Here is a 17133-nt window from a genome sequence, read left to right as displayed (position 1 = left end):
CCAGATAACCGGCAGCCGCGACAAAAGCGGCTGTCCAGGGAGGGCGGCGCTTTGCCGCTTCTCGACAAGGGATTGCCCGATCCGGCCCGGAAGATGCGCTTCCGGGATCGGGGGCGTGTGCCCGATCGACCGAACAAAAAGAAGAGGCCCAGCCATGACCGTCCACACTCCGATCGAAAAATTCGATCCCGCCGATGCCAAGGTCCGCCGCGACCTCAACGAACTGCTCCACCCCGGCCGCCGCCGGCGCGCAGCGTGGGTCGGAGCCCTGCTTGTATTGATCGCAGGCGCTTGGTGGCTGCTCGGCGACCGCACCCCGCAGGCCGCCGCCGCACCGCCGCCGGTGCTGACCGTCGCGTCGCCGTTGGCGCGCGAGATCACCGAATGGGACGATTATATCGGCCGCTTCGAGGCGAGCAAATCGGTCGAGGTGCGTCCGCGCGTCTCGGGCGCGATTACCGCGATCCATTTCAAGGACGGTCAGGTCGTCCGTCAAGGCCAGCCGCTTTTCACCATCGATCCGCGTCCCTATCGCGCCGCGCTCGCCGAAGCGCGCGCGTCGGCGACCAGCGCGCGCAGCGATCTTGCGTTGGCGCAGCTCGAACTCGAACGCGCCGGCCGGCTCGTCGATGTCGAGGCGGTGTCGCAGAGCGAGATCGACCGCCTCCGCGCCCGCGTCCGTGCGGCAAACGCAGCGCTTGCCGGGGCCGACGCCCGCATTGCGGCGCGCGCCCTCGACGTCGAATTCACCACCGTTCGCGCGCCGCTGAGCGGGCGTATCTCCGATCGCCAGATCGACGCGGGTAACCTCGTCTCGGCCGGCGATGCCGGTGGCACTTTGCTGACGACGATCAATGCGATGGATCCGATCTATTTCAGCTTCCAGGGCTCCGAAGCCCTGTTCCTGAAGGCCAAGCGTGCCGCTGCCGAAAAGGGCTCGACGGTCGAAGTCCGCCTGCAGGACGAAGGCGATTACCGCTGGAAGGGCCAGCTCGATTTCACCGACAACGGGCTCGACCCGCGTTCGGGGACGATCCGCGCCCGCGCCCGCTTCGCCAACCCCGAAATGTTCCTGACCCCCGGCATGTTCGGCAACATGCGCCTGTCGACCGGCCAGACCGTTCAGGCGCTGCTCGTCCCTGCGGCGGCGGTGCAGACCGATCAGGCGCGCAAGATCGTCTATGTCGTCGGCAAGGACGGCATGGTTGCCGCGAAGCCGGTCGAACTCGGTCCCGAGGTCGACGGCCTGCGCGTCATCCGTTCGGGGCTCGCCGCGACCGACCGCGTCGTGATCACCGGCTACCAGTTCGCACGGCCCGGCGAAAAGGCGGCGACCAAGCCCGGCCGGATCGCGGCGGCAGCGGAGAAGAAAGCCGCATCGGCCAGCGAACCGCTGTCGGCGCAGGCGACCTTCGCGAAGTGAGTTGAGTTAGCCCCTCGCCATCGGGCGAGGGGCCGGGGTGGGGGCCGCGGCCACCCGCAAAGGCCGGCGGCCCTCACCCCTTACGCTCCGGATCGGTCCGGAGGTTCGACACCATCCTAGAACAGGGGCTCTCCCATGCGCCTATCGCGTTTCTTCATCGACCGGCCGATCTTCGCGGCGGTTCTTGCGGTGATCATCACCATCGTCGGGGCGGTCGCCTATATCGGCCTTCCCGTCTCGCAATATCCCGACATCGTTCCGCCGACGGTCACCGTCACCGCGACCTATCCCGGCGCGTCGGCCGAAACCGTCGCCGATACGGTGGCGGCGCCGATCGAACAGGAAATCAACGGCGTCGACAATATGCTCTATATGAGCAGCCAGTCGACCGGCGACGGCGCGGTGACGATCACCGTGACCTTCAAGATCGGTACCGACCTCGATGCCGCGCAGGTGCTGGTACAGAACCGTGTCGCCATCGCGACCCCGCGGCTGCCCGAAACGGTGCAGCGGCTCGGCGTCGTGACGCGCAAGACGTCGCCCGACTTCCTGCTGATCGTGAACCTCGTCTCGCCCGACAAGTCGCTCGATCGCGCCTATATCTCCAACTATGCGCTGACCCAGCTTCGCGACCGCCTGTCGCGCATCGACGGGGTCGGCGACGTCCGTCTGTTCGGCAGCCGCGATTATGCGATGCGCGTGTGGATCGATCCCGGTCGCGCCGCCGCGCTCGACCTGACCGCGGGCGAGATCGTCGCGGCGCTGCGCCGCGAAAATGTGCAGGTCGCGGCGGGATCGCTCGGCCAGCCGCCGCAGGCGAATGGCAGCAGCTTTCAGTTGAACGTCGAAACGCAGGGCCGCCTCGCCGACCCCGCCGATTTCGCCAACATCGTCATCCGCAGCGACGCCGACGGGCGCCAGGTGCGGGTATCCGATGTCGCGCGCGTCGAACTCGGCGCGTCCGACTATAATTCGAACACCTATTTGTCGGGCGATCCGACCGTCATTCTCGCGACCTTCCAGCGTCCGGGATCGAACGCGCTCGCCGCCGCGCAGGCGGTCGAGGCCGAAATGCAGGCGGCGTCGAAAAGCTTTCCCAAGGGGCTCGAATATCGCGTCATCTACAACCCCACCGAATTCATCGCCCAGTCGATCGACGCGGTGATGGACACCTTGTTCGAAGCTGTCGTGCTCGTCGTCATCGTCATTCTGGTTTTCCTGCAGAAATGGCGCGCCGCGATCATCCCCGTGCTTGCCATTCCCGTGTCGCTGATCGGTACCTTCGCGGTGCTCGCCGGCTTCGGCTACAGCCTCAACAACCTGTCGCTGTTCGGCATGGTGCTGGCGATCGGGATCGTCGTCGACGACGCGATCGTCGTCGTCGAGAATGTCGAGCGCAATCTCGAGCGCGGCATGAGCGCCCTCGAAGCGGCGCGGACGTCGATGGACGAGGTGTCGGCGGCATTGGTGGCTATCGTCCTCGTGCTTTGCGCGGTGTTCGTGCCGACGCTGTTCCTCACCGGGCTGTCGGGTGCTTTCTACCAGCAGTTTGCGGTGACCATCTCGACCGCGACGATCATCTCGCTGATCCTCTCGCTCACCCTGTCGCCCGCGCTCGCAGCGATACTGCTGAAGCCGCACGCGGCGCCGGTGAACGAGGGGCGCGGCATGCAACTCGTCCGCCGCGCCGGCGACGCGTTCAATCGCGGTTTCGAACGGATGGGCGACGCCTATGCGGCGCTCACCGCGCGGCTGGTCCGCGCGCCGAAGAAGGTGATGGCGACCTATGCGGGGTTGATCGCGGCGACCGTCGCCCTGTTCTGGGCGACCCCGACGGGCTTCATCCCGGCGCAGGACCAGGGCTATTTCCTCGTCGTCGCCAAGCTGCCCGCGGGCGCTTCGGTCGAACGCACCGACGCGGTGCTGCAAAAGGTCGCGCAGCGCGTGCTGCCGGTCGACGGCGTGCTCGGGTCGGTGATGCTCGCGGGCTTCGACGGCCCGTCGCAGACGCTGGCGCCCAATTCGGCCGCCGCCTATTTCCCGCTCAAGAGCTTCGAGGAGCGCAAGAAACTCGGCGTCACGCTGGCGGACATCATGGGCGAGGCGCAGAAGCGCACCGCCGACATCACCGAGGCGCAGATCGTGATCATCCCGCCGCCGCTGATCCAGGGGATCGGCACCGCGGGCGGGTACCGGATGATCGTGCAGGATCGCGGCGGCCACGGCTATGCCGAACTGGCGAAGGAAGTGAACGGCCTGATCGGCAAGGCGAACCAGACGCCGGGGCTGGCGAATGTCTTCACCTTCTTCGATCCCAGCAACCCGCGCATCTATGCCGATATCGACCGCGCCAAGGCGAATGCGCTCGGCGTCCCGTCCGACCGGGTGTTCGAGGCGCTGCAGGTCTATCTCGGCTCGGCCTTCGTCAACGACTTCAACCTGCTCGGCCGCACCTATCGCGTCACTGCGCAGGCCGATGCGCCCTATCGCCAGACCGTCGCCGACATCGCAAACCTGCGCACCCGGTCGAATTCGGGGGCGATGGTGCCGATCGGGTCGGTCGCCAATTTCGAGGATCGCACCGGGCCGTATCGCGTCACGCGCTACAATTTGTTCCCTGCGGTCGAGGTCGATGGCGACACCGCGCCGGGATCGTCGTCGGGCGCGTCGCTGACGACGATGGAAAAGCTGGGCGCCGACACGCTGCCTGCGGGCTACGGCACCGAATGGACCGGCATCGCCTTCCAGCAGAAGGCGGCGGCGAACACCGCGGGGATCGTCTTCGCGCTCGCGGTGCTGTTCGTCTTCCTCGTGCTCGCGGCGCAATATGAGAGCCTGACCCTCCCGCTCGCGATCATTCTGATCGTGCCGATGTGCCTGCTCGCGGCGATGATCGGGGTCAACCTGCGCGGCATGGACAATAATGTCCTGACCCAGATCGGGCTTGTCGTGCTGATCGCGCTCGCGGCGAAAAATGCGATCCTGATCGTCGAATTCGCCAAGCAGGCCGAGGAACAGGACGGGCTGTCGCCGGTCGAGGCGGCGGTGCGTGCGGCGCGCGACCGCCTGCGCCCGATCCTGATGACCAGCTTCGCCTTCATCCTCGGCGCGGTGCCGCTCTTGATCGCGAGCGGGGCGGGGGCGGAGCTGCGCCAGGCGCTCGGCACTGCCGTCTTCTTCGGCATGCTCGGCGTGACGGCGTTCGGCCTCATCTTCACCCCGACCTTCTACGTCGTCTGCCGCGCGCTCGGCGAGTGGATCGCCGCGCGGCGGCGCGGATCGGACGACCATGGCGCGGCGCTGCCCGTGCCGGCGGAATAAGGAGAATGACCATGTTGCTCCGCAATCTTATAACCGCCGCTTCGGCGCTCGCGCTCGCCGCCTGCGCCGTCGGCCCCGACTACAAGGCGCCGCAGTCCGCGTCGGCGCCGGCCGCGACCGGGCCGTTCCTCTCGGCCAGCAGTCCCGCCGTGAGCCTCGATCCGGTCGCGGCCGACTGGTGGCGGCTGTACAACGACCCCGTGCTCGACGGGCTTGTCGCCGACGCGCTGTCCGCGAACACCGACGTCCGCGTCGCGGTCGCCAACATCGCGAAGGCGCGGGCATCGCTGCGCGGTGCGCGTGCCGACCGGCTGCCGCAGGGCGAGATCGGCGCCGGCGCCAATTACGGCCGCAGCCCCGAGGGTCAGCGCCTGCCCGGCGCCGACCGCGAAGACTGGTCGGTCGATGTCGGGCTCAACGTCGCTTATGAAGTCGATCTGTTCGGCCGCGTCAGCCGCTCGGTCGAGGCGGCGCGCGGCGATACCGAAGCCGCCGAGGCCGATGCCGACGCGGTGCGCGTGATGGTCGTCTCCGACACGACGCTCGCCTATGCCGATGCGGCCTCGGGCGCGGCGCGGCTTGACGTCGCGCGGCATATCGTCGAGCTGCTCGACCAGCAGGTGAAGCTGACCGGGCGGCGCAAGGAGGCGGGGCTTGCGACCGGGCTCGACCTTGCCCGCATCACGACGCTGCGCGACCAGCGCGCGGCGGATATTCCCGACATCGAGGCCGACCGGCAGGCGGCATTATTTCGTCTCGCAACGCTGACCGGCCGCCCCCCCGCGGCGTTGCCGACGATCGCCGCCGACCGCAACATCAGCCTCGAGATCACCGACCCCATCCCGGTCGGTGACGGGGCGGCGCTGCTCAAGCGCCGCCCCGACGTCCGCGCCGCCGAACGGCGGCTCGCCGCCGACACCGCGCGCATCGGGGTCGCGACCGCCGACCTCTATCCGCGCATCACGCTCGGTGGCTCAGTCGGCTCGACCGGTGCGGGCTTCGGCGATATCTTCGGCGGCGGGCCGCTGCGCTGGCTGCTCGGGCCTTTGCTCAACTGGGCTTTCCCCAATCAGGAACCGGCGCGAGCCCGGATCGCCTCGGCCGAGGCCGAGACGCAGGCGTCGCTCGCGCGCTTCGACGGTACGGTGCTGCGCGCGATCGAGGAGACCGAAACCGCGCTCTCCTCCTACGCCCGCTCGCTCGACCGGCGGCAGGCGCTGCGCGCGGCGCGCGACCAGTCCGAACGCGCCGCGCGGATCGTCCGCGCGAAGCGCGCCGAGGGCGCGTCGGATTCGCTCGAATGGCTCGACGCCGAACGCACCTTCGCGGAGGCCGAAGCGGTGCTCGCCGCGCAGGACGCGCAGATCTCGCGCCGCCAGATCGCCTTGTTCCGCGCGCTCGCTGGCGGCTGGTCGAGCTGAGTTTTTCAGATCACCGGCAGCGCCTGCGCGGCGGGCGACCGCAAATGGCCGTCGAGCGTGCGGAGGCCGCGCGCCAGAAGATTGCGGTCGATGGCGCCGCCGAGCGAAATGCGCAGCGCCTTCGGCGCATCGGCAGCGACGGCGAAACGGTCGGAGGTCACCGCCGACAGACCCTCGAGCGCGAGCGCCGCGGCAAGGACTTCGGGCGCCAGGCCCGGCGCGAGCGGCAACCACAGATGATAGCCCTCGGGGTGCGCCGTGGGCCGCGCGTCGCCGAGCATCGTGTCCGCCAACCGCTGGCGCCACGCCGACTCCTTGCGCACCGCGCCGACCAATGCGTCGAAGCTGCCGTCGGCAAGCCATAGGGAGACCATCGCGGCGTTGACCGGCGGCGCCATCACCGCACTTTCATGCTGGCACGCCGCAAGCGCCATCGCGTCGACGACCGTCGGGGCGTGGACGAAGGCGACGCGCAGCGCGGGCGAAACGATCTTCGCCATGCTGGCGATGTACCAGCCGATCTCGGGCGCCAAGCTGGTAATCGCGGGCAAAGGCTTTTCGGGGAGCAGGCCATAGGCGTCGTCTTCGATGATCCGCACGCCGGCATCCTCCGCCCACGTCGCGATCGCTGCCCGGTCGTTGGCGGCGATCGTCTGCGCGGTCGGATTGTCGTTCGTCGGGACCACATAAAGCGCGCGGAGCGGCGCGGCGTCGTGCGCGGCGGCGAGGGCGGCGGGCGTGATCTCGGCAAGCGGGACGAGCGTGAAGCCGATCCGCCGGGCAAGGGCATGGAAGCCCGGATAGATATAGAGGCCGCACGCAACGCGGTCGCCGGGACGAAGCAGCATCGAAGCGATGGCGTGGAGTGCGTTCTGGCCGCCGGCGGTCACCACCACCTGCTCGGCGTCCGATGCCAGACCGACCCGGGCGAGCAGGGCGCTGCCGGTCTCGCGATCCGCCGCCGCGCCGCCCGGGCGCTGATAGTGGAGCCGCGCCGATTCTCCCCGCCGCGCCAAGGCTCCCAAAGCGGCCGCCATCGCTTCGGTCAGCCGTGCTTCGGGCGGGGTTGGCGGGCTGTTCATCATGATATCGGTCTGTGCGGCCGATGCCGCCGCGTGATCGCGCGCCTGCGGGCTGACGAAACTTCCCGCGCGCCCGCGGGCGACGATCAGTCCGCGTTGGCGGGCGAGATCATAGGCTTTGGTGACGGTGGTCAGGTCGATGCCGAGTCGCGCGGCCAGGTCGCGCTGCGGCGGCAGGCGGTCGCCATGGTGGAGCCGGCCGCGCGCGATGTCGGCGGCGATCGCTGCCGCGACGGCGCGATATTTCGGACCCGCCTCTGCCGACAGGTCGGGCAGCCAGCTGCTATTTGTCACGCTGTTTGTCCACCTCCTCGCGCGCATGGAGCTTGGCCCACAGATGCTCGGTACCCGATTCCTGCGCCTTGTTCACATATTGCGAAGCGACGAGCCAACCCTTGATCGGTCGGAGCGGCAGCACGCAGCCGATGACCATCAGCGGGATCGAAAAAAACAGATGGACCCAGATGGGCGGATCATAGGCGATCTCGAGCCACAGGACGAGGAAGGTCAGCGGAAAGGCGACGAAGCATTGCGAGAAAAAGGCCGGGCCGTCGTCGGGCGCGGCGAAGCGGAAATCGAGTCCGCAGACCTCGCAGCGGTCGGCCAGCTTCAGCCACGACCGGAACATCTTGCCCTCGCCGCATTCGGGGCAGCGTCCGTGCCAGCCCGACCACAGGATCCAGCGCAACTTGTCATTGCCGAGTTCGCTCAACATTCCTCATCTCGCTTGTACATGCAATGTGCCGTACATAGGAGTGAAATCGATATTGTCCATATCAATGAAAACATCATTTTAACAATGATATAAGTTCAACTATGCTATTTTGTATGGGAAAGTCAGACGATGTAGCCATGCATATAGAGCATATGGTCAGCTATGTCCTGCTAGCAATCTTACGTGGCCTGAAGGGTCGCGGCGCAGCTTGATCGCGCATGGCGTCGGCGCGAGGCGGCGAAGCCATCGTTTACGCCGCTTTTACCAGTCCTGTTGCATGGTGTTTACCAATGTTTGCGACTGGGGATGAATGATGGACAGCATGCGCGGACTGCTCGCGGGCAGCCACGGCCACGATGACGGAGCGATCGACACGCCCGTCTCTGTCGGCGTCGACGAACGGCGGATGCAGGTGCGCGCCTATAATTACTGGGCGTCGCTGCTCGCCGATCGCGCCTATCCGTCGGTCGAGGACCTCGACCTCGAGAATGTCGGCGATTTCGGCCCGCATTCGGTCTTGCTCGATTTCACCACCGGGGTCGAGAACCCCGGCATCGCCTTCATCGGCGAGCGGCTGCGCGCCGAGTCGGAAATCGACGAAGAGGTCCATTATATCAACCAGATACCGGGGCGTTCGCTGCTGTCGCGGCTAACCGACCATTATCTGCAGATCATCGCCAACCGCGCGCCGATCGGTTTCGAGGCCGAATTCGTCAACGACCGCGGCGTGACGATCATGTATCGCGGCATCCTGCTGCCCTTCTCGTCGGACGACGACACGATCGATTTCATCCTCGGCGTGATCAACTGGAAGGAAGCGGCGCCCGCCGACGAAGCGGAGGAGCTCCAGCTTTCGGTCGAACAGTCGCTGCGCAGCGCGCCGCCGCTCACCGCGCCGGTACCGGTGTGGGCTGACGGTCCCGACTCGGGGCATATCGACGACGATGCGGCGCCGGGCTTTGCGGCGCTGGGCGAGGGGAGCGAACTGCTGTCGGTCCGCGGCGGCGCCATGCACGCGGATCTTTCGCCGGTCGATCCCGGCGATGAGGCCGAGCTTGCCGACTGGCTGGCGCTCGCGCGCGAAACCGCCGATCGGGCAAGCGCCGCCGACAGCCGCAGCCGCAGCGCGCTCTATCAGGCGGTCGGCCAGGCATGGGATTTTGCGCTCGTTGCCGAACGCCAGCCCGAAGCCTTTGCCGCGCTGCTCGACGATGCCGGGCTGACGGTGCAGGACCGCGCGCCGATGACGCCGGTCGTGAAACTGGTTTTCGGCGCCGCCTATGACAAGACGCGCCTCGCCGAATATGCCTGCGTCCTTGGCCATGCGAAGGGCGAGGGTGTCGGCCGCGGCGAACTCGCCGCCTATCTCGACCGCTATCCGGGCGGGCTCAAGGGCCTCGTCAAGGACGAGCGCGCCCGGCGCCGGCCGGCAAAGGATGGCGACGAGGGTAGCGGTACGGCGCTCGACACGCTCCGTCAGGCGCATCCTGCCGTGATCCTCGAACATGAGGCAGAGGGCGCCGAATTTGTTGTGCTGATCGCACGGGCGCTGCCGGGCGGGCATATCGGCATCGTCGCCAAGGCGGCCGATGACCCCGCTCTCGTCGCCCGGCTGGCGCGCAAGGCGAGCCCGATTTTGCCCTGACGTTGACGTTCACGTAATAGTCAATCAATTGCGTGATATTTATTTGCGCGACCGCTGCGCGGGGGGTTGAGCCCTGCGCGCGGCAGGCGCATAGGGGCGGCAGCGAACGGACCAGCCGATCGTCGGCAAGGGTTCGCCTCGGTTCAGGATGCCGTACCCCATGCCTAAAAAATTGTCCGAAACCCCCGATACGGACGCCACGCTTTCGACCCCCAAAATCCCCGCTAAAATCGCCGCCGCCTATCTGGCCGCGCTGCGCGGCAGCGCGCTGCCCGGCGAAGGCGACGACCTCGATCAGGCGGCGCTCGCGGATGCCGCGCAGTTCGTCGGCCGCGCCTCGATCGCGCGTGCGCCGGGCAAGCCTTCGTTGCTGCTGGAGCCCGTCGTGGCCGACGGCACCGACCGGCGCATGCGGCTGGCGATCGTCAATGACGATATGCCGTTCCTCGTCGATTCGACCTCGCAGGTCGTCGCGGCGCAGGGGCTTGTCGTCCACCGCATCCTCCACCCCGTCGTCGCGGCAAAGCGCGATGCCAAGGGACAGCTTCAGGAAGCCGGCGATGCGCAGCCCGGCAGCGCCGGGCGCGAATCGGTCATCTATATGGAACTCGAACGCGGCGACGCGCGCGCCCGCCGCCGCCTGGTCGACGGCCTCGAACAGGCGCTCGGCGACGTCCGCGCCGCGGTCCAGGACTGGAAGGCGATGCGCGCCGCGATGCTCGCCGATGCCGCGATGCGCGCCGACGGCGAAGCCGCCGAACTGTTGCGCTGGTTCGAAGGCGGCGCGCTGACGCAGCTCGGCCATGAATGGCGCGCGCGTTCGGGCCCGGCGCAGGACCCGCTCGGAATTTCGGCCTCGGGTGCCGGCGATCTCCTGTCGGCGGCGGCGCTCGAAGCGGCGTTCGCCTGGTTCGACAAGGGCAATCAGGGGCCGCTGCTCATCAAGTCGAACCGGCTGTCGGCGGTGCATCGCCGCGTCCTCCTCGATCTGGTTATCGTCCCCGAATATAAGGGGACGAAGGCCGAACGCCTGTCGATCCACGCCGGCCTGTGGACCAGCGCCGCGTTGTCGGCGCGTCCCGACAAGGTGCCGATGCTGCGTGCGCAGCTCGCCGCGCTGATGGCGAAATTCGGTTTCGATCCGACGGGCCACGCCGGCAAGGCGCTGACCCATGCGCTGACCGCGCTGCCGCACGACCTGCTCATCGCCTTCGACGCCCCCTCGCTCGAGGAACTGGTGCTGACCTCGATGTCGATCACCGACCGGCCGCGCCCGCGCATCGTCATGGTGCAGAGCGCGCTCGGCCGCCACCTGTTCGCCTTTGTCTGGTTGCCGCGCGACGAGGTGTCGACCGGCCGCCGCATCGCCGTCGAATCCTTGCTGGTGCGCGAAGCGAGGGCCGGGGTGATCGGCTGGACGATGGTCCTCGAAGACGGCGGTGCCGCGCTGCTCCGTTATACGCTCGACCTACGCAGCGGCGGGGTCGTTCCCGACGCGGATATGCTGAACGCCCAGCTCGAACAGATGGTGCGCGGCTGGCAGCCCGAGGTCGAGGCCGAACTGGCGAAGCGCGGCGATCCCGGCCGCGCGGCGGCGCTGGCGTCGCGGTTCGCCGCGCTGTTCCCGCCCAATTACCGCAACCTCTATTCGCCCGAGGAGGCCGCGCGCGACATCCTGCGGCTCCGCGACCTCGACGCCGACAGCCCGCGCGGGGTGCGGCTGGCGCGCAAGAGCCTCGACGGCGACGACCGGCTGCGGCTCAAGGTCTACAGCTCGGCGGGCGCGCTCGCATTGTCCGACGTCGTCCCGGCGCTCGAACATTTCGGCTTCGAAGTGCTCGAGGAAATCCCGACGCCGCTGGGACAGAGCCGGGCGCCCGACGCCGATGGCGAAGAGCGGCCGGCGTTCATCCACGACTTCACGCTGCGCGTTCCCGCCAACGTCGACGAGACCGCGCTGCTCCCGCACACCGACGTGATCGAGGGCGCGATCACCGCGGTGCTCGATGGCGCGGCGGAAAACGACGCGTTCAACGAACTCGTCATCGCGACGCAGACCGATCCGCAGGCGATCGTCTGGCTGCGCGCCTGGTTCCGCTATCTGCGGCAGGGCGGGGCGAGTTACGGTATGGACACGGTCGTCGCGGCGCTGCGCCACGCGCCCGAACTGACCGCGAAGATGATCGAGCGTTTCTGCGCGCTCCACGATCCGAAACGCGCCGACGCGGCGCGTGCCAAGGCGCTCGGCGAGGAGATCGTCGCCGGGTTCGCCGACATCAAGTCGATCGACGACGACCGCATCCTGCGGCTTTTCCACGCGGTGATCGGCGCGACCTTGCGCACCAACGCCTTTGCGCCCGCGGCGGCCGAAGCGCTGGCGTTCAAGATCGATTCCAGCCTGATCCCCGGGCTGCCCAAGCCGCTGCCCTGGCGCGAAGTGTGGGTGTACAGCCCGCGCGTCGAGGGCATCCACCTGCGCGCCGGTCCGGTCGCGCGCGGCGGGTTGCGCTGGTCCGACCGCCGCGACGACTTCCGCACCGAAATCCTCGGCCTGATGAAGGCGCAGCGGGTCAAGAACGCGGTGATCGTGCCGACGGGAGCGAAGGGCGGCTTCTATCCCAAGGCGCTCCCCGACGCGGCGCTCGACCGCGATGCGTGGTTCGCCGAGGGCACCGAATGCTATCGCATCTTCATCCGTTCGCTCCTGTCGATCACCGACAATATCGTCGCGGGCAAGGTCGTGCATCCGAAGGGCGTCGCGATCCACGACGGCGAGGACCCCTATTTCGTCGTTGCCGCCGACAAGGGCACCGCGACCTTCTCCGACGTCGCCAACGGCCTTGCGATGGAGCGCAACTTCTGGCTCGGCGATGCCTTCGCGAGCGGCGGGTCGAAGGGTTACGACCACAAGGCGATGGGCATCACCGCCAAGGGCGCATGGGTCTCGGTCCAGCGCCACTTCGCCGAAATGGGCGTCGATGTGCAGACCGACAGCATCCGCGTCGTCGGTTGCGGCGACATGTCGGGCGACGTGTTCGGCAACGGCATGCTGCTCAGCAAGGCGATCAAGCTCGTCGCGGCGTTCGACCATCGCCATATCTTCCTCGACCCCGATCCCGATCCGGCGAAAAGCTGGAAGGAACGCGACCGCATGTTCGCGCTGCCGCGGTCGAGTTGGGAGGATTATGACAAGAAGCTGATCTCGAAGGGCGGCGGCGTCTTCCCGCGCAGCCAGAAGAGCATCCCGCTGACCGCCGAAGTGCAAGCGGCGCTTGGCCTTTCGCAGTCCGAAATCGACCCCGGCTCGCTAATCTCGGCGATCCTCCGGGCACCCGCAGACCTGCTGTGGTTCGGCGGTATCGGCACTTATGTGAAGGCGGCCAGCCAGAACAATGCCGAGGTCGGCGATCCCGCGAACGACGCCCTGCGCGTCGATGCCGAGGATCTGCGCGTCAAGGCGGTCGGCGAGGGCGCCAACCTTGGCGTCACGCAGGCGGCGCGCATCGCCTTTGCCGCGAAGGGCGGCCGGATCAACACCGACTTCATCGACAACAGCGCCGGCGTCGACTGCTCGGATAACGAGGTCAATATCAAGATCGCGCTCAATCGCGAGATGGCCGAAGGCCGTCTGGCGCAGGACGATCGCGATGCCTTGCTCGTCCGGATGACCGACGATGTCGCCGCGCTGGTGCTCGAAGACAACCGGTTGCAGGCGCTGGCGCTGTCGATCGCCGAAAAGGGCGGTTCGTCGGCGGTGCCGTCGCTCGTCCGGATCATGGAGACGTTCGAGGCGTCGGGCCGGCTCGACCGCAAGGTCGAGGGGCTCGCGGCGAACGACGAACTGCTCCGCCGCTCGGCCGAGGGCCGCGGGCTGACGCGGCCCGAACTCGCGGTGCTGCTGTCGACCGCGAAACTCGCCTTGCAGGACGCGATCGAGAACAGCGAGCTGCCGGGCGATCCGGCGCTCGGGTCCGACCTTGCGGCGGCCTTCCCGGCCGAGATGCAGCGCGACTTTGCGGGTGCGATCGCCGATCACCAGCTACGCCGCGAAATCATCGCGACCAAGCTCGCCAACCGGATGATCAACCGTCTGGGCGTCGTCCATCCCTTCGAACTCGTCGAAGAGGAAGGCTGCGCACTCGGCGACATCGCGGCGGCGTTTGTTGCTGTCGAACGCCTGCTCGACATGCCCGCGATCTGGACCGCGCTCGACGCGGCCAAGATCGACGAAACGATCCGCCTGTCGCTGTTTGCGCAGGCCGCATCGGCGATGACATCGCAAATGGCCGACCTGCTCCGCATCAACCCGACGCTGACGCTGCCCGGCCCGGTGGTGGCGCGGCTCGAACCCGGGGTCGATCGCCTGACCACCGGGGTCGACGGACTGCTCAGCCAATCGGTCAAGCGCCAGTGGGATATGCTCAGCCAGCAATTGCTCGACGCCGGGGCGCCCGAGGCGCTTACAGCATCGGTCGTGCGCCTGTTCAAGACCGACGGCGCGATCGGCATCGTCGATCTTGCCGAACGGCGCGGCGACGACGAGATCGCGGTGACGCACGCCTTCACTCATTTGGGCGAAGCGCTGGGGCTCGACTGGGCGCAGACGCTCGCGGCGCATATGAGCCCCGCCGATCCGTGGGAGCGCTTGCTGGTCAACAGCCTTGCGCGCGATTTCCAGCAGATGCGGCTGGGTTTCCTGGCGGGATTGCCGAAGGGCGATCTCGACGCGGCGGTGACCAAATGGCTCGCCGACAATGCGCCGCGTGTTGCGCAGTTCCGGGCCACGGTCGACCGCGCGCGGACGATCCCGAACCCGAACGGCGCGATGCTGTCGCATATCGCCGGGCAGGCGCGCGGGCTGCTGGGGCGGTAACAACCATCGTCATTGCGAGCGAAGCGAAGCAATCTCCAGCTATCGAACGGACTCAAGGTCGATAGCTGGAGATTGCCGCGTCGCCTTCGGCTCCTCGCAATGACGAGCTTAAGGAAGCGAGTGGAACCCATGCCCTATCAGCCCCGCGTCGCGATCCTCGTCCCGGCGTCCGACTATTATGAAAAATGGCAGCCCGCCTTCGCGCGCAAGGCTGCGGCGCTGACGGCGGCGGGACTGGTCGTCGAGCAGCGCGTGTGGACCGATCCCGGCGACCTGACGGGATATGAGCTGATCCTGCCGCTCTTTACCTGGGGCTATCAGCGCGACGTCGTCGCCTGGTATGCGTTGCTCGACCGGCTCGAAGCCGAGGCGCTGCCGGTGGTGAATCCGGTGCCGGTGCTACGCTGGAACAGCGACAAGGCCTATCTGGCCGAACTGGGCGCGGCAGGGGTTGCCGTGGTGCCGACGGTCGAGATCGCCGCACTCGACGAAGCGGGGCTTCGCAAGGCGCGCGCCGCGCTCGGTGCCGAAGAGGTGGTGATCAAGCCCGCCATTTCGGGTGGCGCCGACGGCACGCACCGTGTCGCTCCGGGGGCACCGATCCCCGGCGACGCGCTCGGCCGGCGCCGGCTCATCCAGCCATTGATGCAAGGCATTCTGACCGACGGCGAATTTTCGCTCTTCTTTTTTGCCGGCAAGTTCAGCCACGCGATCGTCAAGCGCCCTGCGGCGGGCGACTTTCGCGTCCAGGAACAGTTCGGCGGGCGCGAGGCCGATTGGAACGCGAGCAAAGCGGCGCGCGATCTGGCCGCCGCCGCGCTGGCCGCGGCGCCGGTACCGCCGGTCTATGCGCGCGTCGATATGGTCGGCGATGCGGCGGGCAGGTTGCACATCATCGAACTCGAACTGATCGAGCCTTCGCTCTTCCTGCACCACGCGCCCGACAAGGGAGCGGCGTTCGGCAACGCCGTGGTAGCGGCGCTGTTCGGCTGAACGCACGACGCATGACGATTGCGCCGACGCGCCTTGCGGCCTAAATCGACGCCATGGCTTTCGACCTCAGAGCGGCCCTGCTTCGCAAGGAAGAGGTGGAATCGGCGCGGCTGATGGACTTCGAATTCCGGCAGCGCGCGCGGACGTTCCGCCTGCTCGCCGAAGCGTTGGGCGCGAGCGGTGACGAACTGGTCGGCGAAATCGCGCTGTCCGACGATGCGGGAATATTGGAGCGGCTTGTCGCCGACCGGCGTCTCGATCGGGCCGAGCTCAGCGCGTCATATGCGCGCTGCCGTGCCGAAGCCTATCGGCAGCTCGTCGGCGAACTGGGCGACCCCACGCCGCACCGTTTGGGCTAGGGTCGCGGCGAACGCGCTCGTCGGATCAGCGCTCGCGCCATAGCCATTGCCGGATCGCCGATGTGAGGTTCGGTGGATCGTCGGCCTCCATCCGCTCGACATCGATGCGTGCGACAAGCGCGTTGACCGGGAGCGCGAGCCGCGCTGCCGCTTCCTCCAGCGCGTCCCAGAACAAGGGTTCGAGGCTGATCGACGTCGGGTGGCCGGCGATGGTGACCGAGCGTTTGACGGGGGGACGATAGGGGGCGGCCATCGCCGTAGCATAGCGGCTCGGCCGCCGATCGGAGTACGAATTATTTGGGGGTGACCGCGTTCTGGCGGAGCTTAATGTCGGCGTCGATAGCAGCGGAGCGAGGGACAGGAAACGTGACGACAGCCGGAATCCAGGCGCTCACCGAAAAGGAGAAGGAGACACTGCGCCTGCTGGTCAGCGGCTATGACGCGAAGTCGATGGCGCGCCACCTCGGCCTGTCGGTGCACACGGTCAACGAGCGGCTACGCGATGCGCGGCGCAAGCTCGCGGTGTCGAGCAGCCGCGAAGCGGCGCGGCAACTGCGCGACCTCGAACATCGTGACCCTCAAATTCTCGGGGACAAGGCTTTGGGGGAAGCCGCGGCCGTCCCCGGCATGGAACAGACGACGCATCAGCCGCGACGCGCCGCATGGGGCGGCGGTCCGGCTGGATAGCCGGAGGTTTGTTCATGTCGTTCGCTCTTGCCCTGCTCGCTTTCGCCTCGATGTCCGGAAGCGCCGATACCCCTGCGGCACCGCCCTTGACCGCGCCCGCCGAAAGCGCCGCGGTCGCGGCGGCGCTGGGCTGGCTCGCGCTGGTCGACCGCGGCGACTGGAACGGTAGCTGGGAGGCGACGGGCCAGTCGTTCAAGACGCTCAACACGCCGGAGACCTGGGCGCGCGTGGCGCACCAGGTGCAAGGGCCGCTCGGCGCGGTGAAGGCGCGCGTGCTGCTGAACGAAGAGGCGGTGCCCGCGCCGCCCTATGGCTATCAGATGGTCAAGTTCCGCACCGACTATGCGAATAAGGCGGGGGCGATCGAAACGCTGTCGCTGGTGCGCGAGGGCGGGAGTTGGCGGGTTGTGGGCGTGATGGTGGAGTAATCGGGAGGCGCCGATCCGGGGTCGGAATTCCCTCTCTTCCCGTTTGCGTCGAGCGACGTCGAGACACGCGGCGGGATAGCCAAGCCCGAGGGGCATCTCGACTTCGCTCGATGCGAACGGGTTTTTATTTGGTGGAGCGCTAGCGACGGCAAAGCCGCCGCCATGACGTCAGACGGGTTCGGCCGG

General features: G+C 67.8%; 12 protein-coding genes. 9 read left to right on the top strand and 3 right to left on the bottom strand.

The window, feature by feature from the left end; translation table 11 throughout:
- The first annotated feature begins 154 nt into the window (after positions 1-154).
- The 3 genes from V6U71_RS18165 (at position 155) to V6U71_RS18155 (ending at position 6165) form a co-directional block, all read left to right on the top strand.
- A complete protein-coding gene (locus V6U71_RS18165; protein WP_411339750.1) occupies positions 155-1423 on the top strand; it encodes an efflux RND transporter periplasmic adaptor subunit in 1269 nt (422 codons plus the stop codon).
- A gap of 135 nt (positions 1424-1558) precedes the next feature.
- The gene (locus V6U71_RS18160; protein ID WP_411339749.1) at positions 1559-4744 is read left to right on the top strand and encodes an efflux RND transporter permease subunit; all 3186 of its coding nucleotides are present in this window, start codon (positions 1559-1561) and stop codon (positions 4742-4744) included.
- Between the two features lie 11 nt (positions 4745-4755).
- A complete protein-coding gene (locus V6U71_RS18155; RefSeq protein ID WP_411339748.1) occupies positions 4756-6165 on the top strand; it encodes an efflux transporter outer membrane subunit in 1410 nt (469 codons plus the stop codon).
- A gap of 5 nt (positions 6166-6170) precedes the next feature.
- On the opposite strand, the gene V6U71_RS18150 is transcribed toward V6U71_RS18155, so the two are convergent.
- Positions 6171-7541 carry a PLP-dependent aminotransferase family protein gene (locus V6U71_RS18150; RefSeq protein ID WP_411339747.1) on the bottom strand — a complete coding sequence of 457 codons (1371 nt, stop codon included), beginning with the start codon at positions 7539-7541 and terminating at the stop codon, positions 6171-6173.
- Positions 7531-7962: a DUF983 domain-containing protein gene (locus V6U71_RS18145; RefSeq protein ID WP_411339745.1), complete on the bottom strand. Its 432-nt coding sequence runs from the start codon at positions 7960-7962 to the stop codon at positions 7531-7533. The genes V6U71_RS18150 and V6U71_RS18145 overlap by 11 nt, the downstream gene beginning before the upstream one ends.
- 313 nt (positions 7963-8275) lie before the next feature.
- Here V6U71_RS18145 and V6U71_RS18140 point away from each other — a divergent pair, with 313 nt between their 5' ends.
- The 4 genes from V6U71_RS18140 (at position 8276) to V6U71_RS18125 (ending at position 15832) form a co-directional block, all read left to right on the top strand.
- On the top strand, positions 8276-9607 hold the full coding sequence (locus V6U71_RS18140; protein ID WP_411339744.1) for a hypothetical protein: 1332 nt from the start codon (positions 8276-8278) through the stop codon (positions 9605-9607).
- 160 nt (positions 9608-9767) lie between these two features.
- A complete protein-coding gene (locus V6U71_RS18135) occupies positions 9768-14480 on the top strand; it encodes an NAD-glutamate dehydrogenase (protein WP_411339743.1) in 4713 nt (1570 codons plus the stop codon).
- A gap of 129 nt (positions 14481-14609) precedes the next feature.
- Positions 14610-15473 carry an ATP-grasp domain-containing protein gene (locus tag V6U71_RS18130; RefSeq protein WP_411339741.1) on the top strand — a complete coding sequence of 288 codons (864 nt, stop codon included), beginning with the start codon at positions 14610-14612 and terminating at the stop codon, positions 15471-15473.
- A gap of 53 nt (positions 15474-15526) precedes the next feature.
- Complete coding sequence (locus tag V6U71_RS18125; RefSeq protein WP_411339740.1) at positions 15527-15832, top strand: hypothetical protein; 306 nt, start codon at positions 15527-15529, stop codon at positions 15830-15832.
- 25 nt (positions 15833-15857) lie between these two features.
- On the opposite strand, the gene V6U71_RS18120 is transcribed toward V6U71_RS18125, so the two are convergent.
- Positions 15858-16085: a ribbon-helix-helix domain-containing protein gene (locus tag V6U71_RS18120; RefSeq protein WP_411339739.1), complete on the bottom strand. Its 228-nt coding sequence runs from the start codon at positions 16083-16085 to the stop codon at positions 15858-15860.
- Between the two features lie 113 nt (positions 16086-16198).
- On the opposite strand from V6U71_RS18120, the gene V6U71_RS18115 reads away from it, so the two are divergent.
- Together V6U71_RS18115 and V6U71_RS18110 are read left to right on the top strand one after the other, a co-directional pair.
- Positions 16199-16519: a helix-turn-helix domain-containing protein gene (locus V6U71_RS18115; RefSeq protein ID WP_411339738.1), complete on the top strand. Its 321-nt coding sequence runs from the start codon at positions 16199-16201 to the stop codon at positions 16517-16519.
- A gap of 14 nt (positions 16520-16533) precedes the next feature.
- Positions 16534-16947 carry a DUF4019 domain-containing protein gene (locus V6U71_RS18110; RefSeq protein WP_411339736.1) on the top strand — a complete coding sequence of 138 codons (414 nt, stop codon included), beginning with the start codon at positions 16534-16536 and terminating at the stop codon, positions 16945-16947.
- Positions 16948-17133 lie beyond the last annotated feature (186 nt).

The organism is Sphingopyxis sp. J-6, from assembly GCF_046603995.1.
GTDB lineage: Bacteria > Pseudomonadota > Alphaproteobacteria > Sphingomonadales > Sphingomonadaceae > Sphingopyxis.
Note: the sequence above shows the minus strand (reverse complement) of the source record. Positions and strands in the feature narration are given on the sequence as shown.